The organism is Rhizobium lentis (assembly GCF_017352135.1).
Lineage (GTDB): Bacteria > Pseudomonadota > Alphaproteobacteria > Rhizobiales > Rhizobiaceae > Rhizobium > Rhizobium lentis.
Map to the genome: position 1 here is coordinate 362754 of NZ_CP071455.1, position 25781 is coordinate 388534.

Below are 25781 nucleotides of genomic sequence, written 5' to 3' on the forward strand. Positions count from 1 at the left end.
ATTTGAGTCATTGGTTTAGACACTGGTGTACATTTTTCTTGCGCCGCGCCGTGCCATTTGGTAGGAGATAATCTATGGACCAAGCTTTGAACGACACCGGCTGGCGCGGATCGCAGGAGGGATGGCTGGAGGCAGCCTACCAGTCATTGCTGGAATCCGGCGTGGATTCGGTGAAAATTCTGCCGCTCGCAAAGAAGCTCAATCTCTCGCGAACGAGCTTCTACTGGTTCTTCAAGGATCGGGAGGAGCTGTTGAGCGCGCTCGTGGCGCGGTGGCGCGAGAAAAACACCGGCAATATCGTCAAGCAGTCCGAAGCCTATGCCGAGTCGCTCGCCGAAGCGATGCTCAACGTTTTCGATTGCTGGCTGAACACCGAGCTCTTCGACGCCAAGTTCGAGTTTGCCGTGCGCAGCTGGGCGTTGCAGTCCGATGAGCTTCTGGCCGATGTCCAGCAGGCCGACCAGATCCGGCTGGAGGCGCTGAAACGCATGTTTATGCGGTTCGGGTTACCAGAAACGACATCAGATGTCAGAGCGCGGACAACTTATCTCGTCCAAATCGGGTACATCTCCATGCAGTCGAAGGAGGAACTCGCCGTCCGCATGAAACGGATTCCGGAATACATCGCGATCTACACGGGCGAAGTGCCGCAGCAAAGGGAGCTCGATCGCTTCTTCGCCCGGCATGGCTATAGGCCCGGCTGAGGAAACCGAGATGAGCGTTTCCTTGAGGATCGGCATTATTGGCGGTGGCGGCTGGCTCGGCGGGGCCATTGCCGGGTCGATTCTTGATTCCGGACTGGTCGACCCTCAAAATCTCTGTCTCTCCTATCGCAGCAGGCAGCCGCCGCGTTTTCCGAATTCCTTCTGGACCACCGACAGCCAGGAGCTTGCCGACCGGTCGGATGTGATCCTTCTCTCCGTCCGCCGCGATGACTGGCGTCGTCTCGACGTCGACGCCTCCGGCAAGCTCGTCATCTCGGTCATGGCCGGGATCCGCCTGGCGGCCCTTTCGGAGCGCCATAAGACCGACCGCGTCGTCCGCGCCCTGCCGAATGCCGCTGCGGAAGTGGCGAAATCCTATACGCCATGGATCGGCGCGAGCAGCATCACGGAAGACGACCGCGCCGTCGTCCGCGCCATCTTCGAGACCTGCGGATGTGAAGACGAGGTCGAAAGGGAAAGCGACATCGATTATCTCACAGGCCTTACCGGCTCCGGTCCGGCATTCCCGGCGCTGCTTGGCGCGGCTATGATGCGCGACGCCGTCGCACGCGGATTGACGGCCGAGGTCGCGCGCCGCGCCGTCAATACGGTGCTGGTCGGCGCGGGCCATTTGCTGGAGCGCCGCGACGAATCTCCTGACGATGTTGTTCAAGCCTTTCTCGACTATCGCGGAACAACGGCGGCCGCCATCGAAGGCATGCGCGCCGCGGGGTTCGACGCTGCGTTGGCGCAAGGACTATCGGCGGCATTCAAGAAATCGGTGAGTATGGGAGAGGCTTCCTGACGACCGTTGAGGGCGGGTACTGCGGCGCCCCGCCTGACTAGATTTGCCGCTAAATAGAGGGAACGAGAATGAAGAAACTACTCGCATCGACATGTTTGACGTTCGGCCTGATTGGCGGCGCGTCTTTCGCCGGCGCCGCCGAATGCGGCAGCGTCACCATCGCCAGCATGAACTGGCAGAGCGCCGAAGTTCTCTCCAACTTGGACAAGTTCATTCTGAACGAAGGTTACGGCTGCAGCGCCGATATCACCGTTGGCGACACCGTCCCGACGATCACCTCCATGGCCGAAAAGGGCCAGCCTGATATCGCGCCGGAAGCCTGGATCGACCTGCTGCCCGACGTCGTCAAGAAGGGCACCGAAGAAGGCCGCATCGTTCAAGTCGGCTCACCGCTGCCGGACGGCGGCGTTCAGGGCTGGTGGATTCCGAAATATATCGCCGACGCCCATCCCGATATCAAGACGATCGGCGATGTGCTGAAGCATCCGGAACTCTTCCCCGATCCTGAGGATCCGAAGAAGGGCGCCATCGTCAACGGCCCGCAAGGCTGGGGCGGCACCGTCGTCACCTCGCAACTCTATAAGGCCTTCGCAGCCGACAAGGCCGGCTTCACCCTCGTGGACACCGGTTCGGCTGCCGGCCTAGACGGTTCGATCGCCAAGGCTTACGAACGCAAGGAAGGCTGGGTCGGCTACTACTGGGCGCCGACCGCGCTACTCGGCAAGTATCAGATGGTCAAGCTCGAAGCCGGCGTGCCGGAAGATGCCGCCGAGTGGAAGCGCTGCATCACCGTTGCCGATTGCCCCGATCCGAAGCCGGCGGCATGGCCTGTCGACAAAATCGTAACCCTGGTGGCCAAGCCCTTCTCCGAAAAGGTCGGTCCCGAAGTCATGGACTACCTGAAGAAGCGCTCCTGGAGCAACGATACGGTCAACAAACTGATGGCCTGGATGACCGACAACCAGGCGACCGGCGAAGACGGCGCCAAGCATTTCCTTGAAGAAAACAAGGACATCTGGACCAAGTGGGTCACGCCTGAGGCAGCCAAGAAAATCGAAGCTGCGCTTTAATATTGACTATCGCGGTGCGCGAAAAGCGCACCGCCTCTCGCTGCCGATAAGATCAAAAAGACTGCCACGGCTCTTTGAAGAAAAAGGGGATCCGAATGGACTGGTTTTATAAATTCCCGCACATGAACGACGACGCGCTTCGAAATCTGAAGAAGGCGATCGACGACGGTTTTCGTGCCTTCACGCGCGCCTATGGCGACGGCATCGAAAGCCTGTTCGTCCCGCTTCAGCATTTCCTCATCGCCGCCGAGCGCTTCATGACGCAGACGCCGTGGCCGATCATCACTGCGATCATTCTGGCCATCGCATGGTTTGCGAGCCGCAGCCCGAAGATCGTCTTTGGCTGTCTCGTGACGCTGCTGCTGATCGGCTACTTCGACATGTGGGACGATACGATGCGGACGGTCTCGATGATCTTCGTCTGCACCGTGCTCTCCATCGCCATCGGCATCCCGATCGGCATCCTGATGGCCCGCTCCGACCGCCTCCAGCGCGTCGTCAACCCGATCCTCGACGTCATGCAGACGATGCCGAGCTTCGTCTATCTCATCCCGGTCGTCATGCTGCTCGGCATCGGCAAGGTGCCCGGCCTCATTGCCGTCGTCATCTACGCCATCCCGCCGATGATCCGCTTGACCGATCTCGGCATCCGTCTGGTCGACAAGGACGTGCTCGAAGCGGCCGACGCCTTCGGGACATCGCGATCGCAGAAGCTCTTCAAGGTGCAGCTGCCGCTCGCGCTTCCCACCATCATGGCCGGCATCAACCAGACGATCATGATGGCGCTCGCCATGGTGGTCATCGCCTCGATGATCGGCGTGCAGGGCCTCGGCCAGCCGGTGCTGAAGGCGATCGCCAACCAGTACTTCACGCTTGGCATTTTCAACGGCCTTGCCATCGTCGGCATCGCCATCATCTTTGACCGGGTCAGCCAGGCTTATGGCAAAAGGCTCCAGAAACATCGGGAGACCGTCCATGGCTGAGCATCATTTCGGCGGCATCGAGATCCGCAATCTCTACAAGATCTTCGGTCCCAATCCGGCGGACTATGTCGAAGCGGTCCGCAACGGCCTGACGAAGGCCGAACTCAATGCTAAACATGGGCACGTGCTGGGACTGAGGGATATCAATATCGAGATCCCCTCCGGCCGGATCCAGGTCATCATGGGCCTTTCCGGTTCGGGCAAGTCGACGCTCATCCGCCACATCAACAGGCTGATCGACCCGACATCAGGCGAAGTGCTGGTCGACGGCGTCGATGTCGTGAAGATGAACGAGGCCGAATTGCGGACATTCCGCCGGCAGCAGACGGCCATGGTGTTCCAGAAATTCGCGCTTCTGCCGCACCGAAACGTCCTCGACAACACTATCTTCGGTCTCGAAGTGCAGGGTATGGAGCGCGCAAAAGCCATCGACGTCGCCATGCGCTGGATCGAGCGCGTCGGACTGAAGGGCTTCGAGCAGAAATATCCCAACCAGCTTTCCGGCGGCATGCAGCAGCGCGTCGGCCTGGCGCGGGCGCTCTCCAACGATGCGCCGGTGCTCCTCATGGACGAAGCCTATTCGGCGCTCGATCCGCTGATCCGAACGGATATGCAGACGGTCCTCCTCGACATTCAGAAGGAGATCAAGAAGACCATCGTCTTCATCACCCACGATCTCGACGAGGCGCTGCGCCTTGGCGATCAGATTGCCATCCTGCGCGACGGCGAAGTCATTCAGCAGGGCACCAGCCAGGACATCGTGCTGCGCCCGGCCGACGACTACATCGCCAACTTCGTCAAGGAGGTGAACCGCGGCCGGGTCGTCCATGTCGAGGCGGTCATGACGCCGCTGCATTCTCCCACGGCGGCGGGTGGCCTGACGATCGTCTCGGGCACGACCGTCGAAGAGGCCGTCCGAATGCTGGCTTCGACGCCGGACGATGATGCTCGTGTGGTTTCACCGTCGGGGGAAACCCTGGGCCTTGTCACCTTCCGCCAGCTCGCCGGCGCTATGGTGAACTCGCAGGAGGTGGCTGCCCCACGCAATAGCACCCTTTCGGTCGCTCTCTGACTCTCCGCGGACGGCCTCCCCCGGTTGGCCGCTGAGATTGGCGCGGCGGTCGCCCGGTACTGCAACCGCCAAAGCCGCCCGCGCGGCCGCCGAGGGAGGCCACAGTGTCATCCTCGCGGAAACATCCAGCCGGCTCGGCAACAATTTCTGGCTGCCGGAACGCAGCCTCACCGGGGGCGGATCCTCGACCGTGTCGCTGGTACGAGCGGCAACTGACAAAGCTCGGAATCGACATCCGGATCAACTCTTATGTCGAGGAATCGGATGTAGACGCCGTCATCCTGGCGACAGGCTCCTATTCCCCCGCACCGAGTCTTATGATGGCGCCGGCGATGGGCAGCAAAGCGCAAGCTTGTACGTTTTGCGCAGGACCAGTCCAGACTGCGTCGCGAAAAGCTGATTGACCAACAATATCGGCGCCCGACAATTGCTCCGTGGCTGCGGAACACTAAAGTGAACCCGACCGAGGCCATGATGGCCTACGGTCTGGAAGCCAAAATTCCTCCATCGATTACCCCAAATGATGGAAGGGATTGCATCCATACGCACTCCATCCCGTGCGTATGCCAACCTGTCGGCCTGCCGAAGGCTATCTCGAGCGGTCCACTTTAGAACCTTCGGCAGGCGACTTTGAATGGCGCATTGAATGCGCCATCCCTGCACAGGCTGGCTAATCGTTTCATCACCGGATTTCCATCAGGCGAGCTGTTCCAAGGCCTTGCCAAGTGCTGTCGGTCCTGTCGGCTCCGGTCGACCGACCAGCAAATCCGACAGATGGAAATTGTCGATAAAGCATTTAAAAAGTTCATATTTCCGGCGCCCGCGACACTCGGGGCTCAAGGTGTACCCGCTTGCCTCGACCAGCAATACCGACACCCGCATCGCTGCCGCTTGCTGCACTCTGACCTCTTATCCGCTAACATACGACCAAGGCTCGTTCATCTTGCTCTCCATCAGGTCCTGACCAAGCGCGAGGGAGAGATGAAGCTCGGCGGCGTGCAAACCAGGACGACGTACCTCATCCGATCAGGCGGGCGAGGCGTCGCGCCGTCCTCGGCGCCGGTGAGATAACGGGGGGAACAACATGACGGAAGACAGCGCCCAGCCATTCTCCTTCCGATTCCACGGTTCGTCCTTCGACAACATGGTGGAAACCCTCGGCGGCGCCTTTGGCGCGTTTGACGCCGAGCCTGTCGGCCGCGCCAAGGACTTCCATTGGGGATTGGATTTTTCGGTGACGGATAGCGCAGTCCTGCTGACGGGCTATCATGAGGCAGAGTTCCAATTCAATATCGAGCCCACCCCCAGCACGGCGGAGTACTTGTCGCTCGTCGTCCCGCGCCGCGGCGGTATGGGCGTCACCTACGGGCCACGCAAAGCCGAGGCCGGGCAAGGAAAGCTGCTTCTCTACAACAATTTCGAACCCGACAGCGTTCTCATGCATGGGGAAGGGAATGTCATCGACGAGCTGCTGATCAACTGGCCCGTCATCCTCCAGACGATCGGCCAGACATTCGAGATGCCGTTCAGCGGCTCACTCGACCTGCTGCCCGAACTGGACCTGTCGACGCCGGTCGGCCGGACGATCGGCAACCTCACGGAAACGATCATCATTGGCATGCGTGACGACGGCCCGCTGCTGCAGTCGCCGATCGCCATGGCGCACATGACGCAGGCGCTTGCCGATCTGATCGTGCGGATGGTGCCGCACCGGCTGTCTCATTTCCTGGAAAGGGGGCCGGCTCTGATTGCTCCCAAGCATGTGCGAAGGGCCATCGAATTCATGCAGGCAAATATCGACCAGCCGATCACCATGCTGAAGGTGGCAGAAGCGGCCGGCGTCTCAAGCAGAGCGCTCGAAACCGGTTTCCGGGCCTTCAAGGGTACGTCACCCGCCGCCTACCTGCTGACACTTCGTCTGCGCGCCACACGCCAGGATCTCCTCGATCCCGAGAGCAAGGAGACGATGAAGGCCATCTGCCTGAAATGGGGCTTCTTTCATTTCGGCCGATTTTCCTCCGTCTACAAGGCGACGTACGGAGAATATCCCTCCGACACGAGAAAGCGCGTGAGCCGCCGGTAACCTGCATCGGACGCGTGTCGCGACGTACCAGCCTCGCTATCTGCGCCTTTTGTGTTTTAGAGCGCGGCCAGCCTGTAGTGCACCCGCATTGTCCTCGGATCCCGCTCGACGATTTGAAGTGCATCACGCTCCGCCAGGGCACTGAGTTCCCGCAACACAAGGGCATGTGCGATCCCGAGCTTATGCGCAAAGGAGCGGCTGTCGCATGCAATCCCGAGCTCGGCGGCGACGAGCAGTCCGGCCTGTATCGAGCTCAGTCTCATATCTCTCTCTTGCGCCGCGGCAACAAGAGCAAGAAACCGGTCGGCGCTGGACGCCTCTTCCTTCACGCGGCGTCTCGCTTGCGGAAGGAAACCATGATCGATTTCGAGGTCGGCGTATCGCTTTCCTCGCCGGCACTGCCAAGCGGCACGAGCACGTTCAGTTCCGGATAATAACCGGCAATGCTGCCGCGCGGAATGTCATAGGGCACGAAGCGGAAATCCCGCGCGATGCGCTCGATGCCCTCATCGTGCCCGCCGATCACGTCGACACGGTCACCGGGCTTGGCAGTCATCGCCTCCAGGTCTGCCGGATGAATGAAGATGACCTGCCGCTCTCCGTAGACACCGCGGTATCGATCATTGAGACCGTAGACCGTCGTATTGTATTGGTCGTGCGACCGGAACGTCTGCAGGGCGAAACGCCCCGCGCCTTTTCGCGCACGCTGGTGCACCGTCTCCTCTGGAAGCGGCTGGCAGGAGAATGATGCCTTGCCCGCCGGCGTCTGCCACTCCCGATGGGCGGCCGAATTGCGCAGATGAAAACCGCGCGGCTTGCGCAGGCGCGCATTGTAGTTTTCAAAGCCAGGAATGGTCGCCTCGATATGATCGCGGATGCGGTCGTAGTCATCGGCAAGCTCCGCCCAGTCGACCACTGAGGTGCCGACCGTCGCCTGCGCAATGCCGGCAATGATGGCGACCTCCGAGAGGAGGTGCGGTGAGGCCGGACGATTGATGCCGGCGGAACCGTGCACCATGCTCATCGAATCCTCGACGCTCACGAGCTGGGAGTTGCCGGCAGCGTTCAGATCCATCTCGGTACGCCCGAGGCAGGGGAGGATAAAGGCCGCCTCGCCGGGGATCAGATGCGAATGGTTCGGCTTGGTCGCGATGTGCACCGTCAGCTTCAGCCCCCGCAGCGCTTTCTCGACAAGTGCGCTGTCGGGGGTGGCGCGGGCGAAATTGCCGCCAAGCCCGATGAAGGCCTCGGCCGAGCCGTCGAGCATCGCGCCGATCGCGGCAACGACATTGTGGCCATGTTCGCGAGGAACGGCGAAGCCGAAATGCTTCTCCAGCGCATCGAGGAAATCGTCCGATGGCTTTTCGTTGATGCCGACGGTGCGGTCGCCCTGCACGTTGGAATGCCCTCGAACCGGGCAAAGGCCGGCGCCAGGCCGGCCGATATTGCCGCGCAGGAACATGAAATTGGCGATCTCGCGGATCGTCGCGACGGAATGCAGATGCTGGGTCACGCCCATCGCCCAGGTGCAGATGACCCGCTCGGCATTGATGTAGACATCGGCCGCCCGTTTGATTTCCTGCCGCCTCAGTCCCGATTGGTCCTCTATATCAGCCCAGCTCGTCGCCTCGACCGCTGCCCGATATTCCGCAAAACCCGCGCAATGTTCGGTGAGGAATGCATGATCGAGAACGGAGGGCAGACCGGCGGCGACCGCTTCGTTTTCCGCGGCCAGCACGGCCTTCGCCATACCTCGCACCGCGGCCATATCGCCGCCGAGTTGCGGCTGGAGATAAAGGCTGGCGATGTCGGTCGAACCACCGCGCAGCATCTCGAGCTTGTCCTGCGGATCGGAGAAGCGCTCCAGGCCGCGTTCGCGGATCGGATTGAAGACGACGATGCGCGCGCCGCGAAGCGCCGCCCGGCGCAGGTCGCCGAGCATTCGCGGATGGTTGGTGCCCGGGTTCTGCCCGATCACGAAGATCGCGTCGGCCTCTTCGAAGTCCTCCAGAAGCACGGTGCCCTTGCCCACGCCGACCGCCTGGCGCATGGCGATGCCGCTTGCCTCGTGGCACATGTTGGAGCAGTCGGGAAAATTGTTGGTGCCGTAGACGCGCACGAACAGCTGGTAGAGAAAGGCTGCCTCGTTGCTCGCCCGGCCGGACGTGTAGAATTCCGCCCGGTTGGGATTATCGAGCGCCTTGAGAATGGCTCCGATTTCGGCGAAGGCATCCTCCCATGCAACTGGAAGATACCGGTCGCTCGCCGCATCGTAACGCATCGGATGCGTCAGGCGGCCGTTGAGTTCCAGTTCATAATCCGTCAACTGGCGAAGCTGCGATACCGTATTGTCAGCAAAGAAAGCAGGCGTTGCCCGCTTCTCCGTCGCTTCCCAGGCGACGGCCTTTACACCGTTTTCGCAGAATTCGAACGACGATCCATGTTCCGGATCGCCCCAGGCGCAGCCCGGGCAATCAAACCCATCCGGCTGGTTTGCCTTCAGCATCGTCCGCGCGCCGGAGATCGGCATACCGCTTTGGAGCAATTGCTTGCCGCAGCTTTTCAAAGCGCCCCAGCCGCCGGCGGCGGCCGATTTCTTCCCGATGAATTTCGTGTCCATGCGCCCTGTATTGTCGAATTGCGATAAACATCAAGGGCATAGGAGCGATGGCTCGATAGAAAAATCCTATCGAGCCAATGTGAAGGTTACCGGGATGCGGCCTAACCCGCTTCCTTCAGCGCATGCCCGTTCTCGCGGGAATGTGCCAGGATGCGGTTGCGGCCTTGGGTTTTGGCCTCATAGAGGGCCGCGTCGGCCTCGACCAGCAGACGGTTCGGGCTGGTCCGCAGGGTCGCCCCTGTCGCGCAGGATATGCCGATACTGGCCGTGACCCGCCCGAATTCGCTGCCGGAATGAATGATATTCTCCTCAGCCAGGCGACGCGCGAACTGCTCGGCGACGATCATCGCCCCCTTGGCGCTGGTGTCGGGAAGGAACACGGCGAATTCCTCTCCGCCGTAGCGTGCCACGATGTCCGCCGGCCGGCTGACGGACTGGCGCAGGCACTTGCTGACGACGCGCAGGCATTGGTCGCCGGCGGGATGGCCATAGGTGTCGTTATAGGCTTTGAAGCGGTCGATATCGACCATCAACAGGCTGAACGGCGTGTTTTTCCTGGCGCCGCCGGCGGTCTCACGAGCGAAGGCTTCGTCGAAAGCACGGCGATTGACCATGCCGGTAAGCCCGTCGGTCTCGGCTAGGTTCTTCAATTGCTCGGCCGACAGCCTGAGCGCGATTTCTGCCTGCTTCGTCGCCGTGATATCCGAGACGACGGCCATCGCCGTGCCGTCCCCGGCAATCCTTGTGCGGATGCTGCGCCAATCACCGTTGTAAAGCTGAACCTCCTCATCCTTATTGCTGTGCAGCAAAGCGGTGGCTGTCTTGATCCACTCTTCCGGATCACCCTCTGCGATAGCCGGCCGCTCGCCGGTTTCGACGACGCGGCGCAGGATGTCGCTGATATGCGCGCCGACCACGCGGGCGTCTCCGGAGAGCGGAAAAGCGGTGCGGTACTGATCGTTGCAAAAGACAAGAAACCCTTTGCGGTCGTACATGGCGATGCCGTCGGACATATTCGCCATCGCATGCGACAGCAGGTTCTTGCTTTCGCGCAGCTCCCGCTCCAGCGCTGTACGCTCGGTCACGTCACGCGTTACGCCTGCAAGACCGATGATCCGTCCCTGCTTATCCCTGAGCGGCACCTTGGAAGCGAGCAGGAAACGGCCTTCGATCCGCTCAATTGAGTCGATCAGCGGCGTCCCTGTCTCCATCACCTGCTGTTCGAGATGATACAGCTCTTCAGCGAGCGGCGGCGACATCAGATTAAAATCCGACAATCCGGTCATCTCCGCCGTCGTCCTGAAACGAAACAGGCGCGTCATGTTTTCATTGACGGTGATGAACCGGCTGTTTCGGTCCTTCACATAGAGATAGTCGGGCGATTGCGAAAATGCCGTCACCAAAATGCTGCGTTCGAGCTCCCATTGCTGCGTCTTGAGCAGGACAAAGCCACCCAGCACGGTCGCCAGACAATTGAAAGCCGTCAGGGGAAAGCCCACTCCGGCCAGCACATGGGCAGTCACGAGCGTGGGAAGCAAGGCCATTGTAGCAACCAGTACACCGCCAAGGGCCAGGCTGAGCAGAACAACCTCCGTAAAACCGGGGGATCTCTTGCGAGTCCAGAAATGGCCGGCCACGCCGATGCCGGTCGCCAATGCAATTGTGACGATCCCGTCGACCATCGCCGCGCCGCCGACGGCAAAGCGGAAGGCGATCGCCAGCGATGCAGCAAACGCCGCTGCAATCGGCCCCCCGAACATGCCGGCCAAGGCAAGTGGAGAGAATCGCAGGTCGATATAGATCCCGGGATGGAATTCGATGGCGAGCAATATCGATCCGATCGACGCGCCGCCGGCTATCATCCCGAAGGCGATCTTCTCCTGCGTGAAGGAACGGCGCTGAAACTGGATCGAAAACAGGGCCCAGAGCGACATCGCCAGAGACACGAAGGATAGGTTGCCACCGAATTGCGTCCAGATGCCATTCACCGCGTTGGATCCACCTTCACGACCATGTAATTCTCCTATCATACGACAATACTGGTTTGGGCTTCGTTAAATTGGAGGGCCGGATGTGTCATTCACTGGAGCCGATGCGCCAGGATATGACGGTTCTGCACCTCGAGGACGGTGTCAGCACGCAAGTCCCTTGTCGGGGCCATAGCGGACCGAGGTTCCAATCTCGGGTTCGATTCCACTTCAGAAGCGGATTGGATAGAATGCAGCGTCGAGCACGAGTGGCAAGCCAACATGGATGCAGACACCTGACATGAAGACGCGACACTGGGATCGCAGGGGAGATGGCGGGCTTACCTTTACCGAACTGGGATTCGGCACCGCGCCGCTGGGCAATCTCTATCGAGCGATAACCGATGAGGAGGCGGCAATGGTGTTGGATGCCGCTTGGCGGTGCGGCATCCGTTACTTCGACACCGCACCGCTCTATGGACTTGGACTCGCCGAAAGGCGGGTCGGCCGCTTCCTTGCAGCGAAACAACGGGACGACTTCGTAGTGTCGACAAAAGTCGGCCGGATCCTGCAGGTCTGCCGACCCGAAGAACGGACCGGCATCGGCAAATTCTTCGATACTCCCAGTCGCCGAGAGGTTTTCGACTACAGCTACGATGGAGTCATGCGGTCTTTCGAAGCGTCTTTCGAGCGTACCGGACTCGACAGCTTCGATATTCTGTTCGTGCACGATCTCGATGTCTTCAATCACGGCACCCAGGCGGCCTGCGACCATTACGTCGAGCAATTCATGAACGGTGGGTATCAGGCAATGACCGCGCTGCGCGACCAGGGAGTCGTGAAGGCCATCGGTGGCGGAATAAACGAGTGGGAGATGTGTCAGACGCTTGCCGAGCGTGGCGACTTCGATCTGTTTCTGCTTGCCGGGCGCTATACTCTGCTGGAGCAGGAAGCGTTGGAATCCTTTCTTCCGATGTGCGTGGCCCGCAATATCGGCATCGTGCTCGGCGGGCCATATAATTCCGGCATCCTGGCAACAGGCCCGATTGCCGGCGCGCAATATAATTACTCTGACGCCCCGTCACACATCCTCGACAAAGTCCGGCGCATCGAGCAAGTCTGCCTGAAATACAATGTCGCTCTCCCAGATGCGGCTCTCAACTTTCCGTTCTTCCATCCGGCTATCGTTTCCGTCATCCCAGGTGGTCAGTCGATCGATCAGGTGGCGTCAAACGATCGCGCGCGGAAACGACACATCCCCTTCGAACTGTGGGAGGACCTGAAATCGCTTGGCTTGATGCGAGGTGATGCGCCGGTCGGTGAATAATCGGATTTTTGAGGCCGTCCCGCAATCGCGAAGCCAGGCGCGGCATCTTCTCGAACAGGCTGTTGTCGGACTTCCGGACGAGTTCCGCGCCGTCTTCGTGCTGCGCGATGTCGAAGGCATGAGCACAAAGGAGGCCGCATCTTATCTCGGCATCAAAGCCGAGACCGCCAAGACACGGCTGCACCGGGCGCGGAAGATGATGCGCCAGTCGATCGAGAAACAGCTCTCCGGCGCATTGTCCGCCCTGTTTCCCTTCGATGGCGCCCGTTGCGCCTCCATGGGCGACCGCATCGTCGCAGCCCTTCGCCGGACACCGTGATCACACCGGCTTATTCCACGCCTCACCGCGAGGCAGGCAGGCCGTATATCTTCTCGATATCGTCAAGCATCAGGTTTGCCGCGATAATGCCGCCGGCGGTATTCCAGACGGCGTCGCTGACGGCCTCGACCTTGCCTGCCTTGACGACGGCGAGGTTCTTCCAGAGCGGATCGGAGGTCCAATCGGCGGCGGCAGCAGCCGTCTCGCCGTCGCCGGTGTCGTAGACCAGGTAGAACAGCCGGTCGCCATCGAATTCGGGCGTGCGCTCCTTCGTCACCTCGTCGGCAAATTCCATCCGGTCCTGATTTGCCGGCCTGCTAAAACCGACTTGGCTCAGTATGTTGCCGGCAAAGGTATCCTTCAGCAGGATCCGGGTGCGCCCGGGCATGAAGCGCACCAGCGAAATCTTCTCCGCTTTCTTGTCGCCCAGCGCCTTGCTGATCGCCGCGACGCGGTCGTCATAGGCCTTGAAGGCGGCATCGGCCTCCGGCAGCTTGCCGACGGCCGTGGCGTAGAGCTTCATATTGCCCTTCCAATCGCTTCTGATCCGCTCGGAAAGGACCGTCGGCGCGATGGCCGACAGCTGGGAATAGATCTTCTCCTGCCGGAACTTGGTGCCGAGAATGAGATCGGGCTCGAGCGAGGCGATCAGTTCGAGGTTGACGGCCGACTCGTCGCCGACGACCGTCACGCCGTCCATCTGCCTTGCGATATGATCGTACCAGGGCTTGCCCAGCCAGGACCGCACGGCGCCGACAGGCGTGATGCCGATCGAAAGCAGCGCTTCGGTCCCTTCATTGGTCAGGACGACGATCCTCTTCGGCGCATCCGGCACTTCGGTCACGCCCATGGCGTGGGTGACTTCGCGCGCGCTTGCGGCACCGACGGCGATGAAGGACAGGAGGACCGCGAACACCGCGAGCAGGATGGATTTCGTACGCACAGACGCCTCGAACTTGACAATCGAATGATTTTCCGACCAATCGGTCGGGCCATAAAGATGAGATGCATTATCCACTTAAAGTCAAGCTGAAACCGTGCGCCCGATTGCCATCTCCCCCTCTTCCCGTCCCGTGATATCGCTGACGATCGCCTTGTGGGCGATGCTGGCGGTTGTCGTCGTCGCGAGCGTGGCGCTGGGCTACCGGCAATATTCGCCGGCAGCGATGTGGCACGCGATCTTTTCCTTCGACGGCTCGGAAAGTGCCGTCGTCATCACCACGCTGCGCATCCCCCGCGCCCTTCTCGCGCCGTTGGTGGGCGCTGCTCTCGGTGTCGCCGGCGTCTTGACCCAGACGCTGGCGCGCAACCGCATCGCTTCCCCCGATACGCTCGGCATCAATGGCGGCGCGGCACTCGCAGTGGTCGCTTCGAGCGTCTGGTTCGGGGTCGGTTCGATCGCCGGAATGTCCGTGGCGGCCATTTCAGGCGCGCTTGCGACCAGCCTGCTCGTCTTCGGCATTGCCGCCAGTTCCGGCGGCTTCTCGCCCATCCGGATCGTGCTGGTCGGCGTCACCGTCGGCGGCCTCGGCTATTCGATCGTCCAGATCATCCTGACCACCAATGAGGCCCAGCTCAAGGAACTGCTCTTCTGGCTGACGGGCTCCTTCGCCGACCGCCCGATCGCATTTGCCCTCGGCGGCGCTCCGGTGGTGCTGGTGGGCCTTGCGGTCGCGTGGATGCTCGCGCAGCCGCTCGATGCGCTGCAGGCCGACGATACGACGGCGGCAAACCTCGGCGTGCCGCTCGCGGTGATCCGCTGGGCCGGATTCGTCACCATCTCGCTGCTAACCGGCGCCAGCGTCTGCATGGCGGGTCCGGTCGGTTTCGTCGGTTTCGTCGTGCCGCATGTGGCCAGGCGCTTCGTGGGCTTGAGCCATCGCCGGCTCATCGTCACCTCGGCGCTGATCGGCGCGATCTACGCCACCGCAGCCGACATTCTCGCGCGGTTCATCATCTACCCCGCCGAAGCGCCTGTCGGCGCGATCACCTCGACCATCGGCGGCGTGGTTCTGCTCGTCCTGCTGAAGCGGAGAGCGGCATGACGTCTTCCGCAGGTTCGTCCGCCGTCTCCAGAGCGCCGCTGACGCTGGCGGGAATCATCCTCCTCTTCATGGCTCTCGCCTTGACGGGGATCGCATTCGGCTCCACCTGGATCCCGCTCGCCCAGGTGTGGGATGTGCTTCTCGGCGCTGATATACGCGGCAAGACGGTCATCATCCTGCAGTTCCGCCTACCCCGCGTCGTGATCGCGGCTCTCGCGGGAGGCGGCTTTGCGGTCGCCGGATATCTTCTGCAGCGCGTGACCCGCAATGATCTCGCTTCACCAGGCATACTCGGCGTCGTCGATGGTGCCGCGCTCGCGGTCGTCTGTTTCCTCGCCGCACTCTCCAACGAATCCAACGCTCTCGTCACGTCGGTCGCCTATCAGCCGGTCGCCGCCGTTGCCGGATCGATCGCTGCAATCTTCGTCGTCTTCGCCTTCGCCGGTCGGCAGGCGGCGTCGGCGATCCGCCTGCTTCTCTTCGGCACCGCCGTCGCCGCCGTTTTGAAATCGCTGACGGTCATCGCCATGCTGGTCGGTCCGGTCTATCAGGCGGGGCAGGCCGCCCGCTGGATCGCCGGCGCGGTCAACGAGATAAACTGGAACGAAATCCGCATCACCGCTATCGGCATGCTTCCGCTCGGGCTCATCGTGCTGATCGTGGCGCGCAGACTGCCGCCGGCCGATCTCGACGAGATATCGGCGAGAAGCGTCGGCCTCGATCTGCCGCGCTTCCGCATCCAGATCTTCGTTCTGGCCGCGGCCATTACCGCGCTTTCGGCTGCTTTCGTCGGCGGTGTCGGCTTCATCGGCCTGATGGCGCCGCATCTCGCGCGCCGGCTGATCGGGCGGACCGTCCATTTCGGCCTGGTCGGCAGCTTCTTCATCGGCGCCGCGATGCTGGTCGGCGCGGACCTCCTGGTCCGAGTGCTTTTTTCGCCGACCGAAGTGCCCGCCGGAACGGTTCCGGCCGTCATCGGCGCTCCCTACTTCCTCTATCTTCTGATGAGAAACCAGGACCATGACTGAGGCCGCCGCCATCGACAACGTGATATCGATCGAGGAACTCAGCCTCGATTACGGCAAGCTCAACGTCCTCCATTCCCTGTCGCTCGCCATCCCCAGAGGTAAGATCACCGTGCTTGCCGGCGCAAACGGCTGCGGCAAATCCACCCTGCTGAGAGCCATTCGAAGGCTGCACAAGCCGAGCAAGGGCCATATCCTCCTCGAGGAGCTGAACCTTCACAGTCTCGGCGAAAAAGCGCTCGCCAGGAAAATCGGACTGCTGACCCAGAGCCCTTCCGCCCCTGAAGACATGACGGTGCAGGAACTCGTGCGCCTCGGGCGTTATCCGCACCAGACGCTGCTGCAGCCCTGGAGCGCCGGCGATGCGGAAGCGATCGAGCAGGCGATGGCCGGCACCGGTGTCGGCCATTTGCGAGACCGCAGGCTCGGCTCTCTTTCGGGAGGGCAATTGCAGCGCGCCTGGATTGCGATGGTGCTGGCGCAGGAGACCGACATCATCTGCCTGGACGAGCCGGTCAATCATCTCGACCTCGCCCACCAGCTCGAATGCCTGGAACTGGTCTATCGCCTCAAGGAACAATTCGGCAGAACGGTCGTGCTCGTCCTGCACGATCTCAATCTCGCGGCGCGCTACGGCGATAGACTCGTGTTCCTAAGGGGCGGCAAAATCGTCGCCACCGGCGCACCGGCCGACCTCGTCACCGAAGAGAGGGTCGCCGAGGTTTTCGGCGTGCAGGTGAGGATCATTACCGATCCCGTCCATGGCCGGCCGCTTTGCATTCCGCTTCGCCTGGCGGAGAAATCGCTTGCCTAAGCAAGCGGCGGGACCGGTGAATATCCGCCGGCGATCCGCTCCGGTATCAACTTTCGACGATCAATTGGCGTAGCTCGCCGTTCAATCGAAGTGGGCCAGGACCTTCCGGATTCGGGCACGCGCCCCAAGCATGTGCTTGGTTTCGGAATCGCCGGGCGGCGCACCTGCGGCCTGCGATTCGCAAGAGCGGTTTGTTGCGCCTTGCTTGTCGGGCAGTAAACGTCGCAATATCCTTAATAAGAAGCCACTTTGTCCGGCATCGCAGCTCCCCTTTGCGGCTTTGCTGCGACAAGCGGATAAAGCTGCGACATTCGGACAGCGCAACCGGCGACTGCAGGACCGTCAAGATAACCGCCAGAATGCAGACCGAACCTGCCATAGTGCCGCCATAGAGTTCGGCCCAGTCATGCTTGGATAACAAGCGGATGCATTGAATGAGATTGTTGGTTCTCCTTGCTGCGGCCCTTTTGGTAACGGTCTTCCAGGCTCAAGCCCAAGTTTACGAGCCTTATGATGGATACGGTGAATTCGATGGATACAGCTATGATGAGCCATATGCCCCGTATCCACCTCCCGACTACTACGAGCCAGCGCCTCGATATCGGCCCCCTTTACAGGAGCGTCGGGAGCCGCCAGCACGAAGCGCGAGAGGAACCATCATCATCGCTACGCGCGAACATACGCTTATCTACACGACGTCATGGGGCGAGCAGTTCGCTTACCCCATCGCTGTCGGCCGTGAAGGAAAACAATGGTACGGCACGACGCGCGTGGTGTCGAAGCGCGAGCATCCCGAGTGGCGGCCGACAGCCAGCATGCGCCAGAAGAACCCAAGGCTCCCGGAAGTTGTGAAACCCGGCCCCGCAAATCCGCTTGGAACCCGCGCAATCTACCTTGCCGACGGACTACTCCGTATCCACGGAACCAACGATCCCTCCTCCATCGGCACCAATGCATCGAGCGGATGCTTTCGGATGTACCGCGAGGACGTCGAGGAGCTTTACGATATGGTCCAGCCGGGAACCCGGGTGATCGTCCAGCGGTGATCGGACGGGGTGCGATTGCAGCCCTGGACGTTCCTTGCCAGCCATATTGGCGGCCTCTCGCGTCGTCGTTCCGTTCCGCAGCATCTCCAGAGCTTGGCGATTTACCGGATCGGCAAAGAATGAGCCTGATTGATCGTCAGAAATGCGCACGCGTTTCAGCGGCGGCGACATCGACGGACAAGCCGATCCCGACCCGCAGTACAGGATAGACGCCTTTCGTATCGCGGCCGAAGCGGGGCGGCTGGTCGGCGCCAAACATGCAGCCGAGAAGAATGTGGATCGGCTCCCCATTATGAAGAGCTTGCCAAGACCTTGGAACAGCAGAACGACTGAGCGATAGGTATATGGGCGAGACGCTGCAGCGACGGTCCTTTCTGGCGCCCCGGAGTGCCGAGGCCGCACTCACCAAACGCATTCCAGCGAGTTGCGGCTCAATTTCGACGGGCCGAAGAAGCCCCGGCTCTGGCTGCGCAACTACGACTATCACTACAGCCTTTACTGAGCGAAGCGAGGCTCAGCCGGCGAGCTTGAGGACGCCGTAGGGATTGAACTTGAACTCGTCCACTTCGTAGGTGGAATCGAAGGTGAGGCTTGCGCCGCGCGCTTTCAGCGTCGGATCGAGACCCTGTTTGCCGATCTCGTCGGCAACCGCGTCCATGATGGCGACGACCTGCCTTTCGCTGCCGGCCGTCTCCGGCACGTAGACCTCCGGCAGCCCCACAAGATGGAAGCCGACGCTTTCCAGATATCCGCGCGCCGAGAGCGGCCGCTTCGCAAAAGCCAGGCGGCCGATGCGCTGCTCAGCGAACGGATCGCCGGCCTTCTGCGCTTCGGCTCCCTGGCGGATCAGCGCTCTCCATCGATCGAGCCCATGCGCGATGCCGGCGCTTTCACCCTTGACGGCCACGGCTCCCGCCTCGATCAGCCGCTCGACGAGACGCAGCGCCGTCATCGATACCTTCACGGTTTCTGCCTGCGCCATGCTCGGCCCGAGGATATAGAGGACGGACTGATGCGCGGCGACGGCTTTCTCGTCCGTCTCGCTCCACGCGTCGGGTTCGACTCGATCCCAGCAGACATCGAATGACCGGCTCATACGGTCATCCGGCTCCGCCTGCGAATAATCCTCATCGATACTGAATCCGGTGGCGAAATCATGAATCGCTTTGCCCGCCGCTTCGGACAAGCGGCTGAGGTCGCGATCCCTCCCGAGAAAACACAGGACATGCCGGGGCGTCACCGACGACGCCTCCTCCTGGGTCATCGTTTCCGGGCTGACTTGCGCAGCGAAAGACGGTTTCCAGCCGATCATGGCCCATAGGGACCCCAGCAGCGCACGACGCAGAATACGCAAGATCGATGCCTCCGTTCGGTCATATGTTTACAGCTTTCGCTTGTAAACATATGCCGCGTAAAACGAAAGCGAGATCATCGCCGCAGGCGAGCGCCGCGACCGAATCACGGATAAATTTCAGGATTATATCCGAGGCCGTGGACGCCTTCCCGAGATCGGTCACCTGTGCGGTGTTGAATGGCACTTCCCAAGCTCCTCATGACAAGATCGTGCTTGGGATATCGTAGACGACTTCTTTCCTCAAGCCGGCCCGCCCGTAGACGATGTGCCACAGCGATGTTGCCTGAAATGCACGAGCGCTTGCTTGCCCAGGTCGACCGCCTCATAGGAGCTCCACCTGGTACTCATTCCGCCAACTGCCATGATCAGCATTGTCGCAAAACCAGACGAAAATTACATTGCCGACAAGCTGTTTTTCTGGCCCTATGGAGCCAGCTCGGAGAGAATGGGACCTGGGTCTCAAATCGTGAAACGCTCGAACCGGAGCACGATTGTCGCCCATCGAGGCAAATACGTCCGAGCCCTCGACATCGCGCTAGGGCCGCTCAAAGCTGCGGAGTAATCAGGTGAACGTCAAGAGCATCGGATTCGTCGGAACCGGCGTCATCACCGAGGCAATGGTTCGCGGGCTTCTCACCGCCCCGGCCTATGCCAGCGAGATTCACGTCTCTCCCCGAAGCGCTCACATTGCGGAGACGCTGGCGGGCGAATTCGCCACTGTCAGAATTGCCAGGGACAATCAGGAGGTCGTCGATCGCAGCGACATTGTGTTCCTGGCGATACGGCCGCAGGTCGCCGAGGAGGTCGTGCGTGAGCTTTCATTCAAAGCCGGACAGACCATCGTCAGTGTCGTCGCGGCGACGGAGCGCCAGGCTCTCATCGACTGGATCGGCACCGACGTGCATCTGGTCCAGGCGATTCCCCTGCCCTTCGTCGCAACTCGCCAAGGCGTAACCGCCATCTTTCCGCCGGACGACACGGTCGCAACGCTGTTCGACACGCTTGGAACGGCCGTCCAATGCCAGTCGAGGAAGGAATACGACCTTCTCGCAGCCGCGAGTTCAATGATGTCGACTTATTTCGGGATCATGGAGACGCTCGCCGGCTGGCTGGAAAAGAACGGCCTCGAAAGAGCGAAAGGCCATGCCTACATCGCCCCGCTCTTTGCAAGCCTGGCGCAGAAGGCGAGCGGCCCCAGCGCCGAGCCGTTCAGCACGCTGAGCCGCGAATTCGCGACCAAGGGCGGATTGAACGAGCAGGTTCTGTCCGACTTCGAGAGCAAGGGCGGCATAGCCGCGCTGGCCGCCGCGCTCGACGGCGTGCTTGCCCGCATCGAGGGCCGGACGAACTGAAGCGCGTGGACCCGAAGCAAAAAACCCTGAGATCGCGCTCATGGGTACAAGTAGCCCCTGCAGCCATGCTTCTCACAGCCGCAATCATCTCAGGCGCCGCGGTCTCGGCGCCTGCCGCAGCGGCGGAACGCTCGACCGTTTCCACCATCATTCTCTCCGCCTCACCGAGAACCGTTCGCTGGGCCACCGTCTGCAAAGTTCCCGATCCCGCCGAACACGCTCCTTATTACCATGTCGAGGTGATCGAGAAGGAGCGACGCACACCGCCATGGCAATTCAAACGGCTTGCCACCCATGTCGTCGTCACGGTGGCAGCGTTGGAACGGAGCCGCCAGAGGCACAAGGCCAACCTATTTCTATAAGGATATCGAATTCCGGATCGCCTACCAGAACTGGCGCACACGGCCTCACGCGCAGAGGGAGGCCGGGGTTTGCCGCACGACAATTCTCGAATGCGTCGGGGTCGTCGGCAAAAGCGACTGATCGCGCGACGCTATCCCGAAATTCGAGGGTTGCAAGAATCGAAGAAATACAATTTAGGTCTAGCAATGAGTCGAAGAACTACTCTTGCTAGAGAAAATCTTATCGCCCAGTCGGCAGGATGGCCGCCTTTCTCCAGCCTGCCTCTGCCGGCTGATCCCGATTTCGTCACCCCTAATTAGCTGATCACCTGAACTTGCGATGTCCTGCCCGCTTTCCAAGCCGAGAGCGGAGCGGACCCTGTTCCATGCATTTCCATCGCATCCACTTTCCACACGAGGATATCTCCATGAAGTCCATGCGCAACCTGCCCCTGATGATGGCAAGCACCGCGTTCCTGACACTGGCCGGCCCGGCATCTGCCCTCGACGGCACGGATATGATGAAGAAGCTCAGCGCCGCGACCGGCGCCGGCGGCACGGTCATCACCTTCGAAAAGGCCGAAGTCGACGGCGACACGGTGACGGCGACAGGCGTCCAGGTAGGATATGCGAACCTGCCCGGCGACACGTTGAAGATCGGCGACCTCACCTTCGAGGGCGTTGAGGAAAGGGAAAGCGGCGGCTACTACGCCAAGACCCTTTCCTTTCAGGATGTCGACATCAGCCAGGAGGGAGGGCACTTTTCCGTCAAGGACATTCTGTTCACCGGCCTGACAATTCCTGCCAATCCGACCGGCGAGACGCTGGACGACATCCTCCTCTATGAGACCGCCAGCACCGGGCCGATCGCTCTCAACATCAAGGGCAAGGACGTGGTTGCGATCGAAGGCGTCGAAGCAAATATGGGGCGCCGGGAGGGCGGTTTCACTTACGACGCCAATGTCGCCGGCTTCAAGGCCGACTTGTCGCAGGTCGAGGAAGCGGCTGCGAAGGAGGCCATCGAGAAGCTGGGCCTGACGACGTTGGACGGCACCGTGACGATGAAGGGAAGCTGGGAAGTCGAAAGCGGTAAGGTTGCCCTCGACGAATATGCTTTCGATTTCAAGAATGTCGGCCGGCTGAACTTCGCCATCGATTTCTCCGGTTATACACTCGCCTTCATCAAATCGCTGCAGGAGGCAGTGAAAACTGCCGAGGCCAATCCGAACAAGGAAGAGGCCAATCAAGCTGCGGGACTTGCGATGATGGGACTGATGCAGCAGCTGACGTTCAACAGCGCCTCGATCCGCTTCGACGACGCCTCGATCACGAAGAAGGCGCTCGATTATGCCGGTTCGAAGCAGGGCGTGACCGGCGAAGAGCTGGCGCAATCGCTGAAAGCGCTGGTGCCGATCATGATGGCGCAGCTCAATATGCCGGAGCTGCAAAACCAGGTGTCGGCTGCCGTCAGCACCTATCTTGATGGGCCGAAGAGCCTGACGATCAGCGCCGCTCCGGGAAAACCAGTTCCCGTTCCGATGATCGTGGGTGCCGCCATGGGCGCGCCGAACACCGTTCCTTCGGTCCTCGGCGTCAAGGTATCGGCGAACGATTAAGGTCGAGATCCATTTCAGAATGGCCAACTTCCGGCGGCGGATCGTTTGCCGATCCGCCGCCGGACGTTTTTTCAAACCCGCTGCACACTTTGCCCAATCCCCCTAAAAAGTAGGGGGTGTGCAGGCGCTGATGACCTCGCAGGGCACCGGGCCAACGCAGCGGAACCGGTGCGGGCGCCGGCTTTCGAAATAATAGGCGTCACCTGCCCCGAGGACGCGCCGTTCGTCGTCGACCGTGACCTCAAGCCTTCCCGAGAGCACGATCCCGCCCTCCTCCCCCTCATGGACAAGCGGAATTTTTCCGGTATCGGCACCCGGCTGGTAGCACTCCTTGAGCATCTGCAGGCTGCGCCCGAACAGGGTTTCGCCAACTTGCTTGTAGGAAATGGCACCCTTGCCGATCTCCACGAGGTCCTCGGCGGCGTAGAAGGCCTTCCTCGGACGCTCGGGTTCGAAAGCGAAGAATTCCGCCAGCCCGATTGGAATGCCGTCAAGAATTCGCTTCAAGGCTCCGACCGATGGATTTGAGGCGTTCGACTCGATCAGCGAAATCGTCGAGTTCGGCACCCCGGTGCGCTTGGCGAGCTCACGCTGGGAAAGCTTGTGGGCGATACGGAGATGGCGAAGGCGGCTGCCGATGTCGACTGACATGATGGGGTCCGTTTGCGTTGTCCAGGATAGCTAAAACCTATCCGGCGATCCATTATGATTCAATATGTTGCATCAACAAAGAAAAGGACTTGTTTGCGATGGAGAAATCACCATTCTCGGCCTGTCCCAAAGGAGGCCAGGATGGATCAGTTGAACAAGACGAACGCACCCGTACTCGAGAATTTCTGGATGCCGTTCACTTCGAACCGGCAGTTCAAAGCCACCCCGCGTCTTCTGGCCGCTGCGGAAGGAATGTACTACACCGACGTCGACGGAAACCGGGTGCTGGACGGCACGGCCGGTCTTTGGTGCTGCAATGCCGGACACGGCCGCAGGAAGATCGCCCAGGCGGTCGAGCGGCAGCTTGCCACTCTCGACTACGCGCCGACCTTCCAGATGGGACATCCGATTGCCTTCGACTTCGCCGCGAAGCTCGCCGCAACCGCGCCGGGCGGCCCTGACGGCAAGCTCGACAGGGTCTTCTTCACCGGCTCGGGTTCGGAATCGGTCGATACGGCCCTGAAGATCGCCATCGCCTACCAGCGCGCAATCGGCCAGGGCACGCGCACGCGCATCATCGGCCGCGAAAAGGGCTATCACGGGGTCGGCTTCGGCGGCATTTCCGTTGGCGGCCTCGTCAACAATCGGCGGGTCTTCCCGCAGATACCGGCCGACCACATGCGCCATACGCTCGATATCGGGCGCAACGCGTTTTCGAAGGGGCTTCCCGCGCACGGTATCGAACTGGCTGACGACCTCGAGCGCCTCGTGCAGTTGCACGGCGCCGAAACCATCGCAGCCGTCATCGTCGAGCCGATGTCGGGATCGGCGGGCGTTGTCCTGCCTCCGAAAGGTTATCTGGAGACGCTGCGCGCGATAGCCGACAAGCACGGTATCCTGCTGATCTTCGACGAGGTTATCACCGGCTTCGGTCGCCTCGGCACGCCTTTCGCGGTGGACTATTTCGGCGTCGTGCCTGACCTGGTCACCACGGCGAAGGGCCTCACCAACGGCGCCATTCCCATGGGCGCGGTCTTTGCCAGCCGCAAGATCTATGACGGACTGATGGTCGGACCGGAAAATACGATCGAACTCTTCCACGGTTACACCTATTCCGGCCATCCGGTCGCCTGCGCCGCCGGGCTCGCAACCCTCGAAATCTACGAGGAAGAAGGGCTGCTGACGCGAGCATCCGGTCTGGCGGAATACTGGCAGGACAGCCTCCACTCGCTGAAGGGACTGCCTGGCGTCATCGACATCCGCAATCTCGGACTGGTCGGCGCAGTCGAACTCGCCCCGCGTGACGGGGCACCGGGAACCCGCGCCTACGACGTCTTCGTCGATTGCTTCAAGAAGGGCCTGCTGATCCGCGTGACCGGTGATATCATTGCGCTCTCACCACCGCTGATCATCGAGAAAGACCAGATCGACACGATCGTCTCGACAATCGCCGATGCGCTTAAGCGCGCAGCATAGTCTGCCAACAACACTAGACTAGCGCTTCACGGTCTGCGACGGCAACTGGCCGAAGCGCTTCCTGTAGTCGGCTGCAAATCGCCCGAGATGGGTGAACCCCCATCTCCCCGCGATTTCGGCGATGGCCTGGGTCCCGTCTGATTCCAGCAGCTCGCGATGGGCGGCAATCATCCTGATATCATGCAGATATGCGATCGGAGTGGTGTTCCTGAACTGACGGAAGCCCTGCTGCAAAGTCCGAACGCTTACCCTGGCCGCCATGGCGATTTGGCTGAGGGAGATCGGTTCGGAGATGTGTTCCTGCATGAAATCCATGGCCCATTTCACATGGCGGGGGGCGGGGAGCGGAGCGGAGCGCGCCAGCTCCTCCGAATAGTGATGGGGACATGTCTCCAGAAGCAGGTACACCGCCGCGTCGCAGAGCGATTGGACGGCCAGAGGCGAGCGTTGCAACAAGCCATTGCCGCTGAGACCGCTGTGGAGGTTCGAGACGAGTTGCTGCAAGACGAATCCCGGACCGGCCGTCAGATCTATGTCGGTATGGAAGCCGACATCGCCGCTGATCGTCCGCTCGCACATATGGGTGAGCTGCGCGGCGATCTTGCCGCGGTCGATGAAAAGGCAGAAATGACTGCGGGGGCCAACAATCCCCGTTCCACTAACGCTGCCCTGTTCAAGGATCACGCCGCGACCAGGTGCCGAATATATCGGCTCTTGCTTGCCACCGAACCACATCTTCCCCTGCTTCGGCAGGAAGATAGCCAGTTTATCGGCGACCCCTTCCCGCTTGCAGAAAATCGTGCCTTCATAAGAGCAATCTGCCACGCTTACATCTTCCATCGAGATGAAATTGCAGCGATATGCAATCGGCATCGTGCCTTCGGTCGAAACCCGTATCGTGGATCTCGGCGTCGACAGTGCTTCCGCGAGTTGATCCGCGTCGGTTCCGTTCTGCACCGTTGCCCGAAACGACATATTCGCTACGGCCGACGACTGGACCACGCTGTCTGGGACATGCCGATCGGGGCTAACGGACATTCGTGACCTCCTACAGTGATGCCCGCGAGTAAAAAACGATTTGTACCATATCGCTTATCCGCCTGTCGTCTAT

General features: G+C 61.0%; 24 protein-coding genes and 2 pseudogenes. 17 read left to right on the forward strand and 9 right to left on the reverse strand.

What is annotated here, in order from left to right:
• The first annotated feature begins 74 nt into the window (after positions 1 to 74).
• From J0663_RS23855 to J0663_RS23875, 5 genes are all read left to right on the forward strand, one after another.
• On the forward strand, positions 75 to 704 hold the full coding sequence (locus J0663_RS23855) for a TetR/AcrR family transcriptional regulator (protein ID WP_207245402.1): 630 nt from the start codon (positions 75 to 77) through the stop codon (positions 702 to 704).
• Between the two features lie 10 nt (positions 705 to 714).
• The gene (locus J0663_RS23860) at positions 715 to 1509 is read left to right on the forward strand and encodes a pyrroline-5-carboxylate reductase family protein (RefSeq protein WP_207245403.1); all 795 of its coding nucleotides are present in this window, start codon (positions 715 to 717) and stop codon (positions 1507 to 1509) included.
• Between the two features lie 68 nt (positions 1510 to 1577).
• Positions 1578 to 2579, forward strand: coding sequence for an ABC transporter substrate-binding protein (locus J0663_RS23865; RefSeq protein WP_207245404.1), 1002 nt, complete (start codon positions 1578 to 1580; stop codon positions 2577 to 2579).
• Positions 2580 to 2674: 95 nt separating this feature from the next.
• Positions 2675 to 3562, forward strand: a complete 888-nt coding sequence (locus tag J0663_RS23870) for an ABC transporter permease (RefSeq protein ID WP_207245405.1) — start codon at positions 2675 to 2677, stop codon at positions 3560 to 3562.
• A complete protein-coding gene (locus J0663_RS23875; RefSeq protein ID WP_207245406.1) occupies positions 3555 to 4634 on the forward strand; it encodes a quaternary amine ABC transporter ATP-binding protein in 1080 nt (359 codons plus the stop codon). Before J0663_RS23870 ends, J0663_RS23875 begins: the two co-directional genes overlap by 8 nt.
• 696 nt (positions 4635 to 5330) lie before the next feature.
• Here the strand turns inward: J0663_RS23875 and J0663_RS23880 are convergent.
• Entirely contained in the window at positions 5331 to 5534 is a 204-nt protein-coding gene (locus J0663_RS23880) for a hypothetical protein (RefSeq protein WP_207245407.1), read from the reverse strand.
• Positions 5535 to 5718: 184 nt separating this feature from the next.
• Here J0663_RS23880 and J0663_RS23885 point away from each other — a divergent pair, with 184 nt between their 5' ends.
• On the forward strand, positions 5719 to 6717 hold the full coding sequence (locus J0663_RS23885; RefSeq protein ID WP_207245408.1) for an AraC family transcriptional regulator: 999 nt from the start codon (positions 5719 to 5721) through the stop codon (positions 6715 to 6717).
• A gap of 56 nt (positions 6718 to 6773) precedes the next feature.
• On the opposite strand, the gene J0663_RS23890 is transcribed toward J0663_RS23885, so the two are convergent.
• The 3 genes from J0663_RS23890 to J0663_RS23900 form a co-directional block, all read right to left on the reverse strand.
• Positions 6774 to 7046, reverse strand: a complete 273-nt coding sequence (locus J0663_RS23890) for a hypothetical protein (RefSeq protein ID WP_207245409.1) — start codon at positions 7044 to 7046, stop codon at positions 6774 to 6776.
• On the reverse strand, positions 7043 to 9337 hold the full coding sequence (locus J0663_RS23895) for an FdhF/YdeP family oxidoreductase (protein WP_207245410.1): 2295 nt from the start codon (positions 9335 to 9337) through the stop codon (positions 7043 to 7045). The genes J0663_RS23890 and J0663_RS23895 overlap by 4 nt, the downstream gene beginning before the upstream one ends.
• A gap of 101 nt (positions 9338 to 9438) precedes the next feature.
• Positions 9439 to 11367, reverse strand: a complete 1929-nt coding sequence (locus tag J0663_RS23900; RefSeq protein WP_207245411.1) for a diguanylate cyclase — start codon at positions 11365 to 11367, stop codon at positions 9439 to 9441.
• 238 nt (positions 11368 to 11605) lie between these two features.
• On the opposite strand from J0663_RS23900, the gene J0663_RS23905 reads away from it, so the two are divergent.
• Together J0663_RS23905 and J0663_RS23910 are read left to right on the forward strand one after the other, a co-directional pair.
• The gene (locus J0663_RS23905; protein WP_207245412.1) at positions 11606 to 12631 is read left to right on the forward strand and encodes an aldo/keto reductase; all 1026 of its coding nucleotides are present in this window, start codon (positions 11606 to 11608) and stop codon (positions 12629 to 12631) included.
• Between the two features lie 25 nt (positions 12632 to 12656).
• Positions 12657 to 12950 (forward strand): annotated as a pseudogene (locus J0663_RS23910) (sigma factor-like helix-turn-helix DNA-binding protein); the annotation flags it as partial.
• Positions 12951 to 12972: 22 nt separating this feature from the next.
• On the opposite strand, the gene J0663_RS23915 reads toward J0663_RS23910, so the two are convergent.
• The gene (locus J0663_RS23915) at positions 12973 to 13893 is read right to left on the reverse strand and encodes an ABC transporter substrate-binding protein (RefSeq protein ID WP_246590447.1); all 921 of its coding nucleotides are present in this window, start codon (positions 13891 to 13893) and stop codon (positions 12973 to 12975) included.
• A 94-nt stretch (positions 13894 to 13987) separates the two neighbouring features.
• Between J0663_RS23915 and J0663_RS23920 the strand changes: the two genes are divergently transcribed.
• The 4 genes from J0663_RS23920 to J0663_RS23935 all read left to right on the forward strand — a co-directional run bounded on the left by J0663_RS23920 (position 13988) and on the right by J0663_RS23935 (position 17880).
• Positions 13988 to 14995, forward strand: a complete 1008-nt coding sequence (locus J0663_RS23920) for a FecCD family ABC transporter permease (RefSeq protein ID WP_246590448.1) — start codon at positions 13988 to 13990, stop codon at positions 14993 to 14995.
• Positions 14992 to 16023 (forward strand): FecCD family ABC transporter permease, encoded by a 1032-nt coding sequence (locus J0663_RS23925; RefSeq protein WP_207245413.1) that lies wholly within the window; start codon positions 14992 to 14994, stop codon positions 16021 to 16023. Before J0663_RS23920 ends, J0663_RS23925 begins: the two co-directional genes overlap by 4 nt.
• A complete protein-coding gene (locus J0663_RS23930; protein WP_207245414.1) occupies positions 16016 to 16834 on the forward strand; it encodes an ABC transporter ATP-binding protein in 819 nt (272 codons plus the stop codon). The genes J0663_RS23925 and J0663_RS23930 overlap by 8 nt, the downstream gene beginning before the upstream one ends.
• A 434-nt stretch (positions 16835 to 17268) precedes the next feature.
• The gene (locus tag J0663_RS23935) at positions 17269 to 17880 is read left to right on the forward strand and encodes a L,D-transpeptidase (RefSeq protein ID WP_207245415.1); all 612 of its coding nucleotides are present in this window, start codon (positions 17269 to 17271) and stop codon (positions 17878 to 17880) included.
• Between the two features lie 514 nt (positions 17881 to 18394).
• Here J0663_RS23935 and J0663_RS23940 read toward each other — a convergent pair.
• Together J0663_RS23940 and J0663_RS31750 are read right to left on the reverse strand one after the other, a co-directional pair.
• A complete protein-coding gene (locus J0663_RS23940; RefSeq protein WP_207245416.1) occupies positions 18395 to 19234 on the reverse strand; it encodes a hypothetical protein in 840 nt (279 codons plus the stop codon).
• A gap of 94 nt (positions 19235 to 19328) precedes the next feature.
• Positions 19329 to 19418: pseudogene (locus tag J0663_RS31750) on the reverse strand (GntR family transcriptional regulator); the annotation flags it as partial.
• A 382-nt stretch (positions 19419 to 19800) separates the two neighbouring features.
• On the opposite strand from J0663_RS31750, the gene J0663_RS23945 reads away from it, so the two are divergent.
• The 4 genes from J0663_RS23945 (at position 19801) to J0663_RS23955 (ending at position 22543) form a co-directional block, all read left to right on the forward strand.
• Positions 19801 to 20586 (forward strand): pyrroline-5-carboxylate reductase, encoded by a 786-nt coding sequence (locus tag J0663_RS23945; protein WP_207245417.1) that lies wholly within the window; start codon positions 19801 to 19803, stop codon positions 20584 to 20586.
• A gap of 65 nt (positions 20587 to 20651) precedes the next feature.
• Positions 20652 to 20948, forward strand: coding sequence for a DUF5086 domain-containing protein (locus J0663_RS23950; RefSeq protein WP_259666870.1), 297 nt, complete (start codon positions 20652 to 20654; stop codon positions 20946 to 20948).
• A complete protein-coding gene (locus J0663_RS31645) occupies positions 20881 to 21069 on the forward strand; it encodes a DUF5086 domain-containing protein (protein ID WP_259666074.1) in 189 nt (62 codons plus the stop codon). Before J0663_RS23950 ends, J0663_RS31645 begins: the two co-directional genes overlap by 68 nt.
• 286 nt (positions 21070 to 21355) lie before the next feature.
• Positions 21356 to 22543, forward strand: a complete 1188-nt coding sequence (locus tag J0663_RS23955) for a hypothetical protein (protein WP_207245418.1) — start codon at positions 21356 to 21358, stop codon at positions 22541 to 22543.
• A gap of 102 nt (positions 22544 to 22645) precedes the next feature.
• On the opposite strand, the gene J0663_RS23960 is transcribed toward J0663_RS23955, so the two are convergent.
• Positions 22646 to 23194: a cupin domain-containing protein gene (locus tag J0663_RS23960; RefSeq protein ID WP_207245419.1), complete on the reverse strand. Its 549-nt coding sequence runs from the start codon at positions 23192 to 23194 to the stop codon at positions 22646 to 22648.
• Positions 23195 to 23335: 141 nt separating this feature from the next.
• Between J0663_RS23960 and aptA the strand changes: the two genes are divergently transcribed.
• Positions 23336 to 24670 carry an omega-aminotransferase AptA gene (aptA, locus tag J0663_RS23965; protein ID WP_207245420.1) on the forward strand — a complete coding sequence of 445 codons (1335 nt, stop codon included), beginning with the start codon at positions 23336 to 23338 and terminating at the stop codon, positions 24668 to 24670.
• 18 nt (positions 24671 to 24688) lie between these two features.
• On the opposite strand, the gene J0663_RS23970 is transcribed toward aptA, so the two are convergent.
• A complete protein-coding gene (locus J0663_RS23970) occupies positions 24689 to 25708 on the reverse strand; it encodes an AraC family transcriptional regulator (protein ID WP_207245421.1) in 1020 nt (339 codons plus the stop codon).
• Positions 25709 to 25781: the final 73 nt, after the last annotated feature.